This window comes from Streptomyces roseofulvus, from assembly GCF_039534915.1.
In the GTDB taxonomy this organism is placed as follows: domain Bacteria; phylum Actinomycetota; class Actinomycetes; order Streptomycetales; family Streptomycetaceae; genus Streptomyces; species Streptomyces roseofulvus.
This window is the reverse complement of sequence record NZ_BAAAWE010000001.1, coordinates 3,910,624-3,923,889: the sequence shown is the minus strand read 5'-3', so window position 1 is coordinate 3,923,889 and position 13,266 is coordinate 3,910,624. Positions and strand designations below refer to the sequence as shown.

At 73.0% G+C, this 13,266-nt stretch carries 15 protein-coding genes; 10 read left to right on the top strand and 5 right to left on the bottom strand.

Annotation, left to right across the window (positions count from 1 at the left end):
* Positions 1 to 22 precede the first annotated feature (22 nt).
* Together dnaJ and ABFY03_RS17980 are read left to right on the top strand one after the other, a co-directional pair.
* Positions 23 to 1,198, top strand: a complete 1,176-nt coding sequence (gene dnaJ, locus ABFY03_RS17985; protein WP_319009474.1) for a molecular chaperone DnaJ — start codon at positions 23 to 25, stop codon at positions 1,196 to 1,198.
* A 4-nt stretch (positions 1,199 to 1,202) separates the two neighbouring features.
* Complete coding sequence (locus tag ABFY03_RS17980) at positions 1,203 to 1,646, top strand: heat shock protein transcriptional repressor HspR (RefSeq protein WP_031008710.1); 444 nt, start codon at positions 1,203 to 1,205, stop codon at positions 1,644 to 1,646.
* A 62-nt stretch (positions 1,647 to 1,708) separates the two neighbouring features.
* Here ABFY03_RS17980 and ABFY03_RS17975 read toward each other — a convergent pair whose 3' ends face one another.
* Together ABFY03_RS17975 and ABFY03_RS17970 are read right to left on the bottom strand one after the other, a co-directional pair.
* Positions 1,709 to 2,179, bottom strand: coding sequence for a hypothetical protein (locus tag ABFY03_RS17975; protein ID WP_346170358.1), 471 nt, complete (start codon positions 2,177 to 2,179; stop codon positions 1,709 to 1,711).
* A 5-nt stretch (positions 2,180 to 2,184) separates the two neighbouring features.
* Entirely contained in the window at positions 2,185 to 3,147 is a 963-nt protein-coding gene (locus ABFY03_RS17970; protein WP_319009476.1) for a helix-turn-helix transcriptional regulator, read from the bottom strand.
* 146 nt (positions 3,148 to 3,293) lie between these two features.
* On the opposite strand from ABFY03_RS17970, the gene ABFY03_RS17965 reads away from it, so the two are divergent.
* Together ABFY03_RS17965 and ABFY03_RS17960 are read left to right on the top strand one after the other, a co-directional pair.
* Positions 3,294 to 3,560, top strand: coding sequence for a hypothetical protein (locus ABFY03_RS17965; RefSeq protein ID WP_319009477.1), 267 nt, complete (start codon positions 3,294 to 3,296; stop codon positions 3,558 to 3,560).
* Entirely contained in the window at positions 3,557 to 3,877 is a 321-nt protein-coding gene (locus ABFY03_RS17960; RefSeq protein ID WP_031008718.1) for a Rieske (2Fe-2S) protein, read from the top strand. Before ABFY03_RS17965 ends, ABFY03_RS17960 begins: the two co-directional genes overlap by 4 nt.
* A gap of 116 nt (positions 3,878 to 3,993) precedes the next feature.
* On the opposite strand, the gene ABFY03_RS17955 is transcribed toward ABFY03_RS17960, so the two are convergent.
* Positions 3,994 to 4,398, bottom strand: a complete 405-nt coding sequence (locus ABFY03_RS17955) for a pyridoxamine 5'-phosphate oxidase family protein (RefSeq protein WP_319009478.1) — start codon at positions 4,396 to 4,398, stop codon at positions 3,994 to 3,996.
* Between the two features lie 127 nt (positions 4,399 to 4,525).
* Between ABFY03_RS17955 and clpB the strand changes: the two genes are divergently transcribed.
* Positions 4,526 to 7,111, top strand: coding sequence for an ATP-dependent chaperone ClpB (clpB, locus tag ABFY03_RS17950; protein WP_346170357.1), 2,586 nt, complete (start codon positions 4,526 to 4,528; stop codon positions 7,109 to 7,111).
* A 6-nt stretch (positions 7,112 to 7,117) separates the two neighbouring features.
* On the opposite strand, the gene ABFY03_RS17945 is transcribed toward clpB, so the two are convergent.
* Positions 7,118 to 7,546 carry a hypothetical protein gene (locus tag ABFY03_RS17945; RefSeq protein ID WP_319009480.1) on the bottom strand — a complete coding sequence of 143 codons (429 nt, stop codon included), beginning with the start codon at positions 7,544 to 7,546 and terminating at the stop codon, positions 7,118 to 7,120.
* A gap of 105 nt (positions 7,547 to 7,651) precedes the next feature.
* Between ABFY03_RS17945 and ABFY03_RS17940 the strand changes: the two genes are divergently transcribed.
* Positions 7,652 to 8,185, top strand: coding sequence for a type III secretion system chaperone family protein (locus ABFY03_RS17940; RefSeq protein WP_319009481.1), 534 nt, complete (start codon positions 7,652 to 7,654; stop codon positions 8,183 to 8,185).
* A 60-nt stretch (positions 8,186 to 8,245) separates the two neighbouring features.
* On the opposite strand, the gene ABFY03_RS17935 is transcribed toward ABFY03_RS17940, so the two are convergent.
* A complete protein-coding gene (locus tag ABFY03_RS17935; RefSeq protein WP_319009482.1) occupies positions 8,246 to 9,439 on the bottom strand; it encodes a pyridoxal phosphate-dependent aminotransferase in 1,194 nt (397 codons plus the stop codon).
* A 106-nt stretch (positions 9,440 to 9,545) separates the two neighbouring features.
* Between ABFY03_RS17935 and ABFY03_RS17930 the strand changes: the two genes are divergently transcribed.
* The 4 genes from ABFY03_RS17930 to ABFY03_RS17915 all read left to right on the top strand — a co-directional run bounded on the left by ABFY03_RS17930 (position 9,546) and on the right by ABFY03_RS17915 (position 13,246).
* Complete coding sequence (locus ABFY03_RS17930) at positions 9,546 to 9,740, top strand: hypothetical protein (protein ID WP_319009483.1); 195 nt, start codon at positions 9,546 to 9,548, stop codon at positions 9,738 to 9,740.
* 301 nt (positions 9,741 to 10,041) lie between these two features.
* Entirely contained in the window at positions 10,042 to 10,560 is a 519-nt protein-coding gene (locus tag ABFY03_RS17925; RefSeq protein WP_319009484.1) for a DUF2617 family protein, read from the top strand.
* A gap of 74 nt (positions 10,561 to 10,634) precedes the next feature.
* Positions 10,635 to 12,320 carry a polyamine aminopropyltransferase gene (locus ABFY03_RS17920; protein ID WP_319009485.1) on the top strand — a complete coding sequence of 562 codons (1,686 nt, stop codon included), beginning with the start codon at positions 10,635 to 10,637 and terminating at the stop codon, positions 12,318 to 12,320.
* A gap of 74 nt (positions 12,321 to 12,394) precedes the next feature.
* The gene (locus ABFY03_RS17915) at positions 12,395 to 13,246 is read left to right on the top strand and encodes an SRPBCC family protein (RefSeq protein WP_346170356.1); all 852 of its coding nucleotides are present in this window, start codon (positions 12,395 to 12,397) and stop codon (positions 13,244 to 13,246) included.
* Positions 13,247 to 13,266 lie beyond the last annotated feature (20 nt).

Genomic DNA, 13,266 nt, shown 5'->3' with positions numbered 1-13,266 from the left:
GCGTGCGGGAGGAGGGACGTCGATGAACACGAAGGACTTCGTCGAGAAGGACTACTACAAGGTCCTCGGCGTCCCCAAGGACGCCACCGACGCCGAGATCAAGAAGGCGTACCGGAAGCTCGCCCGCGAGAACCATCCGGACGCCAACAAGGGCGACACCAAGGCGGAGGAGCGCTTCAAGGAGATCTCCGAGGCGAACGACGTCCTCGGTGACCCCAAGAAGCGCAAGGAGTACGACGAGGCGCGCGCCCTCTTCGGGAACGGCGGCTTCCGGGCCGGCGGTCCCGGGGCGGGCGGCTCGTTCAACTTCGACCTGGGCGACCTCTTCGGCGGCGCCCAGGGCGGGGCCGGCGGTTTCGGCGGCGGAGGCGGCCTCGGGGACGTCTTCGGCGGCCTGTTCAACCGGGGCGGCGGTGCGGGCGCCCGTACGCAGCCGCGCCGGGGCCAGGACATCGAGTCCGAGGTGACGCTCAGCTTCACCGAGGCCATCGAGGGCGCCACCGTGCCGCTGCGGATGTCCAGCCAGCAGCCGTGCACGGCCTGCTCCGGCACCGGCGACAAGAACGGCACCCCCCGCGTGTGCCCGACCTGCGTCGGCACCGGCCAGGTCTCGCGCGGCAGCGGCGGCGGCTTCTCGCTCACCGACCCGTGCGTGGACTGCAAGGGCCGCGGTCTGATCGCGGAGAACCCCTGCGAGGTCTGCAAGGGCTCCGGCCGGGCCAAGTCCTCGCGGACCATGCAGGTCAGGATCCCGGCGGGCGTCTCCGACGGGCAGAAGATCCGGCTGCGCGGCAAGGGCGCCCCGGGCGAGCGCGGCGGGCCCCACGGCGACCTGTTCGTCGTGGTGCACGTCGACGCCCACCCGGTCTTCGGCCGCAAGGACGACAACCTCACCGTCACGGTGCCGGTCTCCTACGTGGAGGCGGCGCTCGGCGGCGAGATCAAGGTGCCGACCCTCGGCGGCCCGGCGGTCACGCTGAAGCTGCCCGCCGGCACCCCGAACGGCCGGACCATGCGCGCCCGCGGCAAGGGCGCGGTCCGCAAGGACGGCACGCGCGGCGACCTGCTGGTGACGGTGGAGGTCGCGGTGCCGAAGGAGCTGGACGACAAGGCCCGCGAGGCCCTGGAGCAGTACCGTACGGCGACCGCCGACACGGACCCCAGGGCGGAGCTGTTCCAGGCGGCGAAGGGAGCGTGACGCGGTGGAAGGAAGACGGCGCAATCCGTACGAACTGACCGACGAGACCCCGGTGTACGTCATCTCGGTGGCGGCCCAGCTGTCCGGTCTGCACCCGCAGACCCTGCGGCAGTACGACCGCCTGGGTCTGGTCTCCCCGGACCGTACGGCCGGCCGGGGCCGCCGCTACTCGGCCCGCGACATCGAACTGCTCCGCCAGGTGCAGCAGCTGTCGCAGGACGAGGGCATCAACCTGGCCGGAATCAAGCGCATCATCGAGCTGGAGAACCAGGTCGCGGCGCTCCAGGCCCGGGTCGCCGAGCTCTCCACGGCCGTCGAGGGCGCGGCCGCGGCGATGCGGCAGCGCGAGGCCCAGGTGCACGCCTCCTACCGGCGCGACCTGGTCCCCTACCAGGACGTCCAGCAGGCGAGCGCCCTGGTGGTCTGGCGCCCCAAGCGCGACCACTAGCCCGAAGCCGTACCGCGCGAAGGCCCCCGCCACGGTGTCGTGGTGGGGGCCTTCGGCGTGCGTCAGCCCAGCAGCTCGCCCACGATGTCGCCGAGCGTCTCCCACCAGGGCGCGGCGCCGGTGCCGAACGCGGCGGCCAGCGCGGTGCCGACGGCGAGGTCCAGCGGGGCCGGACCGGCGTCCCACTCGTCGGTGACCCGTCCGTCGCCGCTGGAGGTCAGGGTGCCGATCCGCCGCCCGCCCCGGCTGAGCCGGCTCTCCTCGTACGAGCACGGCACCAGCCGGTACCGGACGCCGCCGGCCCGGACGTCCACCCGGTACGAGCGCCGCACCAGCAGCCGCCCGCGGGCCGGGCGGATCTTGGCGGGCACGCCGTCGACGGTGAGCGTCAGCAGGGCGGCCCTGCGGGTGCCGATGGGCGTGTGGGCGTCGGCCGGCGTCCCGGCCGCCCGGACGAGCTCCACGACGGGCAGCCCGTCCCCGGAGACCCGCAGGGTGCCGGCGGTCCCGTCGAGCGCGACCTTCGCGCGCACCCCCGTCAGCCGTCCTGCTCGAGGATGCCGGACCGGGCGATCAGATACCCGAGCTGCGCCCGGCTCCCGCTCCCCAGCGTGGCCGCGAGCTTGGCGATGTGCGCCCGGCAGGTCCGCACGTTCATCCCCAGCCGGCGCGCGATGGCCTCGTCGACGTGGCCCTCGACGAGGAGCTTGGCGATGGAGAGCTGGATGCCGCTGACGCCCTCGACGGAGTGGGTGTACGGGACCTCCGCCTCCCAGGGCACGCCGTAGAGCCAGAACTGGTCGAAGACGCCGACCAGATACCGCACGAGCCCTTCGTGGCGGAGTTCCAGGGCGACCCGGCGGTCGGTGCGGGCGGGCACGAAGGCGACCTTCCGGTCGACGACGATCAGCCGGTCGATGATCTCCTCGAGGGTGCGGACCTCCAGCCCGTAGGGGCCGATCCGCTCGACGTACCCCATGGTGGCCGAGTGGTGGCGCGCGGTGTGCTGGTAGAGCGTGCGCATCCGGATGCCCCGTTCGAGGAGGGGCTCCACCCGGCGCAGGCCGTCCTGGACGACCTCGGGCTTGCGGCCGCTGCCCGGCTGGATGGTGAGGAGCTCCTCGGTGCACTCGTCGAGGACCCGGTCCAGGGTGTCGTTGATGACGTCCAGCCCCTCCAGGACGGTGATCGCCTGGACGGCGGAGGGGTCGGGCGTGCTGATCGACATGAACGGCTCGAACGCGTCGGCGAGGTCCAGCGCCCGCTGCCGCTGCTGCTGGATCTCCTGCTCGATCGGGTGGACCAGCTTGTTCAGGGCGACCGACGGAGGCACCGGGCGGAGCCAGCGCACGTCGTCGGGATCGGTGCGGACGAGGGCCAGGTCGATGAGGCACGGATCGCCGGCGAGGTCCTCGCGGGCTATCCGGCCGGCGCGGAGAGCCGCGGCGTACCGGGCTTTTCCGGCATCGCAGGGCTCCCCCGGGAGATGGTCGGTGTCCATTCCCTCCCGTATTGGCACCATATGAACCCCCCTCAGGGTCTTGAATTACAGGAACATGATGCCTGGCGGTGGTGGCAGAAGGGATCGGTGTGAGTCATCGTCTTAAACGCGGGGGAGGTAGTGATTAAAAGAGGTGGAGATCGGCCATGACCAGGATGGTTCGTGCACTTGGCGCCATAGCTTTCGCTGCCGCGGCTGCTGTCGGTGTCGTCGCCCTCAACGGCGAACCGACGTGGGACGCTCCGCCCGCGCACGTCGTCGCGGCTCCGGGCGAGCCGACGTGGGACCTCGTCCCGGTCGGTGAGCGGGAGCCCACATGGGACTTCGCCCTCGGCGAGCCCACGTGGGACGTCGCGCCGGCCGGCGAGTCCGAGCCCACCTGGGACTCGGCTCCGCTGGACTCCGGGGCATGACCGTCCCTCCGGACGACCGGGTCTTCCGCAGGGAGATGGCTTCGGCCTACCGGTCCGGTTGGCACTTCGTCGATCTCGTCACGGCCATCCCCCACCGTGGCGACTCGCTGAAGGTCACCCTGTTCGGAGAACCTGTGGTCGTCGCACGGGAACAGGACGAGGACGTCCGGGCCTATCGGTGCCTCCGCCGCCCCCGCGGTGCTCCGCAGCCCATCCGCTGTGCCGTCAGGTACGGCATGATCTTCGTCAACCTCGACCAGCGGGACCACCAGCTGATCGAGCCTGAGACCATCACCGCCACCCCCCGCAGTGCCTGAGCGATGCCCCCGTCGTTGTAGATCGCTCAGGTGCTTCCCCCACACAACGGCGCCATCGCGGACCTGAAACGCGATGGCGCCGTTGTGCTTTTCCGGGACCGTTCCCGGCGGACGGTTCAGGCGCGGCCCATCGCCCGGGTGAGGGCGATCTCGATGACGACCCGGTCCGGGTTGGGCGTCGGCACGCGGCCGTAGCGGTCCGCGTAGCGGGCCACCGCGTCGGCGACCGTCTCCGCGTCCGTGCGGATGTGCGCGACGCCCTCCAGGGTGGCCCAGCGCCCCTTGTCGACCTGGCAGACCGCGACCCGCGCCCCGTCCGCGCCGGCCGCGAGCACGTTCGCGACCTTCCGGCTGTGCTTGTTGGTGATGACCCGCGCCAGCCCGTTCTCGGGGTCGTACGTGACGCCGACGGCCACCACGTGCGGGGTGCCGTCCGGGCGCGGCGTGGTCAGCGTGCACATGTGGTACTCGCGCCAGAAGCTGAGATACGAGTCCGTGGGGTTCCTCGGGTCAGTCGCCATGCCCGGAAACTACCTCCGTGCGGACCACCTCCGATACCTTGAGCGGAATAGACTCAACTTTATGTACGCTGTATGAGTCAGAACAGACGAGGACCCAGAGGACCACACCCAGGAGGAGACCCCGCACGTGGACGCCGAACTGACCAACAGGAGCCGGGACGCGCTGAACGCGGCGAGCAGCCGCGCCGTGTCCCAGGGACACGCCGACCTGACCCCGGCCCATCTTCTTCTCGCGCTGCTGGCCGGTCAGGACAACGAGAACATCACCGACCTGCTCGCCGCCGTCGAGGCCGACCAGGCCGCCGTCCGCACCGGCGCGGAGCGGCTGCTCGCCGCCCTGCCCAGCGTGACCGGCGCGACCGTCGCCCCGCCGCAGCCCAACCGCGAGCTGCTCGCCGTCATCACCGACGCCGCCGAGCGCGCCAAGAAGCTCGGCGACGAGTTCCTGTCCACGGAGCACCTGCTCATCGGCCTCGCCGCCCAGGGCGGGCAGGCCGGCCAGGTCCTCGACCGGCAGGGCGCCACCGCCCGCCGGCTGCAGGACGCCTTCGAGAAGGCCCGAGGAGGCCGCCGCGTGACCGCCGCCGACCCGGAGGGCTCGTACAAGGCCCTGGAGAAGTTCGGCACCGACTTCACCGCCGCCGCCCGCGAGGGCAAGCTCGACCCGGTGATCGGCCGCGACCACGAGATCCGGCGGGTCGTCCAGGTCCTCTCCCGGCGCACCAAGAACAACCCGGTGCTCATCGGCGAGCCCGGCGTCGGCAAGACCGCCGTCGTCGAGGGCCTCGCCCAGCGGATCGTGAAGGGCGACGTCCCCGAGTCGCTGCGGAACAAGCGGCTGGTCTCCCTGGACCTCGGCGCGATGGTCGCCGGCGCCAAGTACCGCGGCGAGTTCGAGGAGCGGCTGAAGACCGTCCTCTCCGAGATCAAGGAGAGCGACGGCCAGATCATCACCTTCATCGACGAGCTGCACACCGTCGTCGGCGCGGGCGCCGGAGGCGACTCCGCCATGGACGCCGGCAACATGCTGAAGCCCATGCTGGCCCGCGGCGAGCTCCGCATGGTCGGCGCGACCACCCTCGACGAGTACCGCGAGCGGATCGAGAAGGACCCCGCGCTGGAGCGCCGCTTCCAGCAGGTCCTGGTCGCCGAGCCGTCCGTCGAGGACACCGTCGCCATCCTCCGCGGGCTCAAGGGCCGGTACGAGGCCCACCACAAGGTGCAGATCAACGACTCCGCCCTGGTGGCCGCCGCGACCCTGTCCGACCGGTACATCACCTCCCGCTTCCTCCCCGACAAGGCCATCGACCTCGTCGACGAGGCCGCCTCCCGGCTCCGCATGGAGATCGACTCCTCCCCGGTCGAGATCGACGAGCTCCAGCGCTCCGTCGACCGGCTCCGCATGGAGGAGCTGGCCCTCGCCAAGGAGACCGACCCGGCCAGCGTCCAGCGCCTGGAGAAGCTCCGCCGCGACCTCGCCGACCGCGAGGAGGAGCTGCGCGGCCTCACCGCCCGCTGGGAGAAGGAGAAGCAGTCCCTCAACCGGGTCGGCGAGCTGAAGGAACGCCTCGACGAGACCCGCGGCCGGGCCGAACGCGCCCAGCGCGACGGCGACTTCGACACCGCCTCCAAGCTGCTCTACGGCGAGATCCCGACCCTGGAGCGCGAGCTGGCCGAGGCCACCGAGGCCGAGCGCGAGGTGCAGAAGGACACCATGGTCAAGGAGGAGGTCGGACCCGACGACATCGCCGACGTCGTCGGCGCCTGGACCGGCATCCCGGCCGGCCGCCTCCTGGAGGGCGAGACCCAGAAGCTGCTCCGCATGGAGGACGAGCTGGGCCGCCGGCTCATCGGCCAGACCGAGGCCGTCCGGGCCGTCTCCGACGCGGTGCGCCGCACCCGCGCCGGGATCGCCGACCCCGACCGGCCCACCGGCTCCTTCCTCTTCCTCGGCCCCACCGGCGTCGGCAAGACCGAGCTGGCCAAGGCGCTCGCCGACTTCCTCTTCGACGACGAGCGGGCCATGGTCCGCATCGACATGTCGGAGTACTCCGAGAAGCACTCCGTCGCCCGGCTGGTCGGCGCGCCTCCCGGCTACGTCGGCTACGAGGAGGGCGGCCAGCTCACCGAGGCCGTGCGCCGCCGCCCGTACAGCGTCGTGCTCCTCGACGAGGTGGAGAAGGCGCACCCGGAGGTCTTCGACATCCTGCTCCAGGTCCTCGACGACGGCCGGCTCACCGACGGCCAGGGCCGCACGGTCGACTTCCGCAACACGATCCTGATCCTGACGTCGAACCTGGGCAGCCAGTACCTCGTCGAGCCCCTGACCTCGGCCGAGGAGAAGAAGCAGCAGGTCCTGGAGGTCGTCCGGGCCAGCTTCAAGCCCGAGTTCCTCAACCGCCTCGACGACCTGGTGGTCTTCTCCGCCCTGGACCGGGCCGAGCTGGGGCGCATCGCGCGCCTGCAGATCGACCGGCTCGCCAAGCGGCTCGCCGACCGCCGGCTCACCCTGGACGTCACCCCGGAGGCCCTGGAATGGCTGGCCGAGGAGGGCAACGACCCGGCGTACGGCGCCCGGCCGCTGCGCCGCCTCATCCAGACGGCCATCGGCGACCGGCTCGCCAGGGAGATCCTGGCCGGCGAGGTCCGCGACGGCGACACCGTCCGGGTGGACCGCTTCGAGGACGACCTGATCGTCGGCAGGGCCGGCTAGGCGCCCTCAGGTGTCGAAGGCGCGGAGGTGGACGAGGGCGGTGCCGCCGTCCTCGTACACCACCGTCACGTCGACGTACAGCTGCTGGTCGAAGGCGACGTCCCGGCAGAGGTCCGCCTCGCAGGAGTGCGGCGGCGCGCCCTGGGGGTAGGTGGTCCCCAGCCAGCCGCCCACCTCCGTCACCGGCATCCGGAAGTCCACCTCGACGATCGTGTCCTGCCAGTGCCGCCCCGTGCAGCGGGCGTCCCGGGCGGTCTCCGGCAGCGCGGCCCGGGCGAACTCCATCGCCTTCCCGCAGTCGACCGGCTGCTCGCGTCCCGCCTCGCCGAAGGAGTACGCGCCCCACGCGAGCAGCCCGAGCGGCACCGCGCAGACCGTCCCGATCAGCGCCAGGACCCAGACCCACCGGCGATACGGCCTCTTCTCGTCCCCCATGGGCGGAGATCATGTCAGCCCGCAGCGGATCCGGCCCGGCGGGGCTTGCCACGGACGGGCCGGGATGGGGGAGGATGGCAACATCCGTACGAAGGGAAATACACGGTGAGCATCGACCCGTCCTCGATTCCGAATTTCGGGGGACAGCCCCAGCCGCAGGCAGGACCGGCGGGCCCCGTCGTCCCCGACCAGGACCTCGTGAAGCAGCTCCTGGAGCAGATGGAGCTGAAGTACGTCGTCGACGACGAGGGTGACCTCGCGGCGCCGTGGGAGGAGTTCCGCACGTACTTCATGTTCCGCGGCGAGGCGGAGCAGCAGGTGTTCTCGGTGCGCACGTTCTACGACCGTCCGCACTCGGCCGACGACCGGGCCAAGGTCCTCGACGCGATCGACGACTGGAACCGCCGCACCCTGTGGCCGAAGGTCTACACCCACCTGCACGAGGAGGAGGACGGCTCCGCCACCCTCCGTCTCATCGGTGAGGCGCAGATGCTGATCGGCACCGGCGTCGCCCTGGAGCACTTCGTGTCCTCCACGGTGAGCTGGGTCCGCGCCTCGATCGAGTTCGACAAGTGGATCGTCGAGCAGTTCGGCCTGTCCTCCCCGGAGGAGAAGGCCGAGGGCGGCGAAGAGGGCTGACCGCCCCGCCGCCACCGCACAGAGGCCGGGTCCCCCGCGGGGGACCCGGCCTCCGGCGTCTCAGGCGAGCCGCTTGAGCCGGTCCACGGCCTCCTGGAGGACGTCGGTCCGCTTGCAGAAGGCGAAGCGGACGAAGGGGGCGCCGGCCTCGCGGTGGTCGTAGAAGACGGCGTTCGGGATGGCGACGACACCGGCCCGCTCGGGCAGCGAGCGGCAGAACGCGAAGCCGTCCCCCTCGCCCAGCGGCCGGATGTCGGTGGTGACGAAGTAGGTGCCCTGCGGCCGGTAGACCTCGAACCCGGCCTCCGCGAGCCCGTCGCTCAGCAGGTCCCGCTTGGCCTGGAGGTCCGCGCGCAGCCCGTCGTAGTAGGCGGCGGGCAGACGGAGCGCCTCGGCGACGGCGTACTGGAACGGGCCGGAGGAGACATAGGTGAGGAACTGCTTGGCCGAGCGGACGGTGGCGGTCAGCTCGGGGCTCGCGGTGGTCCAGCCGACCTTCCAGCCGGTGAAGGAGTACGTCTTGCCGGCCGAGCCGATGGTGACGGTCCGGTCCCGCATGCCGGGGAGGGTCGCGATCGGCAGGTGTTCGGCGCCGTCGAAGACCAGGTGCTCGTAGACCTCGTCGGTGACGACCAGGAGGTCCCGCTCGACGGCGAGTTCGGCGACGGCGGTGAGTTCGGCGGGGGTGAGGACGGTGCCGGTGGGGTTGTGTGGGGTGTTGAGGAGGATCAGCCGGGTGCGGGGGCTGACGGCGGCCCGCAGCTCGTCGAGGTCGAGGACGTAGCGCCTGTCGGCGGCTCCGCCGCGGGGGCCCTCGTGGGGGCGGAGGGTGACGGGCACCCTGGTGCCGCCGGCCATCGCCACGCAGGCCGCGTACGAGTCGTAGTACGGCTCCAGGGCGATGACCTCGTCGCCGGGCTCGACCAGGGCCAGCAGGGCGGCCGCGATGGCCTCGGTGGCGCCGGCCGTGACCAGGACCTCGGTGTCGGGGTCGTACTCCAGGCCGTAGCGGGCGCGCTGGTGGTCCGCGATCGCGGTGCGCAGCTCGGGGACGCCGGGGCCGGGCGGGTACTGGTTGCCGCGGCCGTCGCGCAGGGCTCGTACCGCCGCCTCGCGCACCTCCTCGGGGCCGTCGGTGTCGGGGAAGCCCTGCCCGAGGTTGATCGCCCCGGTCCTGGCGGCGAGCGCGGACATCTCGGCGAAGATCGTGGTGCCGAACTCGGCCAGTCGGTTGAGTCGCGTCATAGCGGTCATCCTGGGCCGAAGCTCTGGACTTGCTCAAGTGCGCTTTGGGCTGCGGGCGGTGCGGGAATCCCCGGGGCAGAGGCGGCAGGGGGCCGCCGGAACGGGGGAGACGACGATGGGATTCGTGGTCACGGTGGTCATGGTCGTGGTGGTCGTCGGCCTGATCGTGGCGGGTACGGGCTCGTCGGGCGGCGGCCGGAAGCGGCGGCGCGGCGGCTGGTCCGACGGCGGCAGCGGCTGCGGGGGCGCCGGCTCCTGCGGGTCGAGCTGCGGCGGGGGCGGGTGTGGCGGTGGTGGTGGGGGCGACTGACGGGACGCGGGGGGCGACGGGCCGGGGGCGGGGCGGGATCGGCCTCGTGGGTGCCGTTGTCGATCGCTCAGCGATCGATTCTGTTTGAACAATTGAACTGTGGGGTCCCCGAAGGGGATGGAAACCACGGCAAGTTGGGTAAAAACGCTGCGAGTCGTCCGGCGACCGTGGTTCTCTCGCTCCTGTCAGAGACAGCCCTCGGACCGTGTGTGGACCCGAGCCGGCGATTCCCCCACTCCCGTTGAAACCCTCTCCGGGGCGCCCCCGGCCCACCCGCCAACCGTGTTTGCGGAGCCGACCCATGCTCACCACCCTGAAGACCTCCTACACCGACACGCGCGCGGCCGACCTGGCCTGGGCGCTGGGCCGCGAGCCGCTGCCCGCCCTCGCCGTGCTCGACCTCGAACTATCCGGCGCCAAGCTGCAGTTGAGACTGCTGGGCGCCTCCCACCAGGTCCTCCTGGAGGAGGAGGGCCGCACCTGCTCCGAGACCGTGGCCTGCATGCCGGGCAGCAGCACCCCGCTGCCGCTCGGCGTCTCCAAGCGGATCGGCGAATGGGAGTACGAATTCGCGGCCCGCGTCGAGACGCTCACCCAGGGCTCCTTCGCGGGCCGGGCGCAGGAGCTGCTCGCGCTGGTCGCCGACCATCCCCACGGCCTGGCCGGCACCTTCCCCGGCTCGCCGCACGCCTTCACCGCGATGCTGGCGCAGCGTCACGAGGGCCAGGTGCGCTGGCGGACCTGGCACGCCTACCCGCAGGAGGGCCAGCTCGTGGTCACCCGCACCAGGATCGGCGCCCGTATGCCCGCCACGCTCTGATGCGCCCCACCGCAGCCCCAGGTGCACTCGTGTGGGTGACAAGGGGTGCGTGGGTCGTGACGTAGCGTTACGGCATGATCGAGCCGACCGTGACCCTGCCCCCCACGAGGGTGCGGCGCCGACCGCCACCGCGGCCGCGCGACACGGTGCGGTGGCCGGTCCTCGCCGTCGTCTTCGTCTGCGCCGCCTGCGGTCTCGTCTACGAACTCGAACTCGTCGCGCTCGCCTCGTACTTGATCGGCGACTCGGTCACGCAGGCGTCCGTGGTGCTCTCCGTCATGGTCTTCGCGATGGGACTGGGCTCGCTGCTCGCCAAGCGGCTGCGCTGCCGCGCCGCCGTCGGCTTCGGCCTGGTCGAGGGGGCGCTCGCGCTCATCGGCGGCACCTCGGCGCTGGTGCTGTACGCCTGCTTCGCCTGGTTCGGCGAGTCCCGCTGGGTCCTGGTGGCCTTCTCGCTCGCCATCGGCGTCCTGATCGGCGCGGAGATCCCGCTGCTGATGTCGCTCATACAGCGTGTGCCGGAACGGTCCGTCGGCACCCGCCGGTCGCCCCGGACCGGGCGGCCGGCCCGGCCCGGCGACTCCGAGGACGCGGCCGGCACCGTCGCCGACCTCTTCGCCGCCGACTACGTGGGCGCGCTCGTCGGCGGCCTCGCCTTCCCGTTCCTGCTGCTGCCGTGGCTGGGCCAGCTCACCGGCGCGCTCGTCACCGGCGCGGTGAACGCGGTGGCGGGGGCCGCCCTGGTGCTCTGGCTCTTCCGCCGCGACCTCACCGCCCGGGGCCGCGCGCTCGTCGTCGGCGTCAACCTCGCCGTCCTCGGTGTGCTCGCCACCGCGACCGTCCTCGTCGACGACTTCGAGGAGGCCGCCCGCCGGGCCGTGTACGGGGAGCGGGTCCGGGTCGCCGTCCACACCGAGCTCCAGGAGGTGGTGGTCACCGGCGGCCCCGAGGACCCGCCCGACCTGTACCTCGACGGCCGGCTGCGGGTCTCCGGCGCGGACGAGTACCGCTACCACGAGGCGCTGGTCCACCCGGCGATGAACGGGCCGCACGCGCGCGTCCTCATCGTCGGCGGCGGCGACGGCCTCGCCGCCCGCGAAGTGCTCCGCTACCCCGGCGTCCGCGCCGTCACCGTCGTCGAGCTCGACCCCGGCGTCGTCCGGCTCGCCCGCACCGACCCCGCGCTCGCCGCGCTCAACGGGCACGCGTTCCGCGACCCGCGCGTGCGGGTGGTCCACGCCGACGCCTTCCACTGGCTCAGGGGCGCCGTCGATCGTGTGCAGGAACGGTACGACGTGGTGATCTCCGATCTGCCCGACCCCGGGATCACCCCCAGCACCAAGCTGTACGCGCAGGAGTTCTACGGCCTCGCCGCCCGCGCCCTCGCCGACGGCGGCCGGCTCGTCGTGCACGCCGGACCCGCCACCGACCGGCCGCACACCTACTGGACCGCCGACGCCACCCTCCGCGCCGCCGGCTACGCCACCCGGCCGTACAGCACCGAGGGCGGCACCCCCGGCTTCGCCGCCGGCCCCGACCGCGCCGACCGGGACAGCGGCACCCGCCACGAGCCCGACGACTGGGGCTTCCTGCTCGCGGTCCGCGGCGCCCGGCCGCCCGTCCTCGGACTCGCCGCCGACGCGCCCCCGCTCCGCTCCCTGGCCCCGCGCGACCTGGCCGCCGCCGCCCACCGGGCCGAGCGGACCCGGATCACCGGACTGCCGCCGTCCACGCTGGTGCACCCCCGGTACGGCCACTGACCGGGGGACCCCGGGGCGCGGCACCCGGGACGAACGGGCGACGCCGGGCGCCCCGCTGAGTAGGCTCGGCTCCCATGGAGCATGAGGTGTTCGTCCCGGTCCCGGCCGAGGCCCTGCGGGCCACCCTCACCGACCCCGGCCGGGTGGCGCGCTGCCTGCCCGGCTTCGAGCGCGACGTCTCCGAGGCGGCCCGCGGCGAGGGCTCCGGCGCCGGCACCGGAGCCGGCGAGGACCTCGTGGGGCGGTTCCGGCTCCGGGTCGGCGGCCACACCATCACCTACCGGGGCGGGCTGCGGATCGTCGAACGCGACGGCGCGATCACCTACGAGGGCGAGGGCACCGAGGTCCGCGGCAAGGGCGTCGCCGAAGTCTCCCTCACCGTCGTCCTCACCCCGGCGGCCGAAGGCACCGGACTCGGCTTCACCGGCGCCCTCAGCGCCACCGGCCGGCTCGCCGACGAGCCCGAGGAGGCCCGGGACGCCGCCCGCGCCCGGCTCCTCGACGCCTTCGTGGAGGCCGCCGCCGCGCTCGCCGCCGCGGACGCCCCGGCCGTGGCCCCCGACGACGCCCCCGGCGAATCCCCCCACGACGCTCCCGAGGGGGAGACCGCCTTCGGCACCGGTGCCTTCGACGGCGGCCCCGGCCCCGGTGGGGACCCCGGCTTCGACGACGACGTGCTCCCCGAGCCCGCCCCGCCCGTGGAGATCCCGGCGGCGCCCGCCGCCGAGGCCGCCCACGCGCGCCGGACGATGATCGGCCGCAGTGCCGAGGAGGTCGACCACGCGCCGCCGCGCGGCCGGTACGCCCCCGTGCCCGCCCCCGAGCCGAGCGGCGCGGGCGCCACCCTCCGCTGGGTCGCCCCCGCCGCGGCCCTCGCCCTCGCCTCCGCGGTGCTCGTGGGACGCGCGCTGCGCCGCCGTCGTTGAAACGGTCCAATCCACGGGGG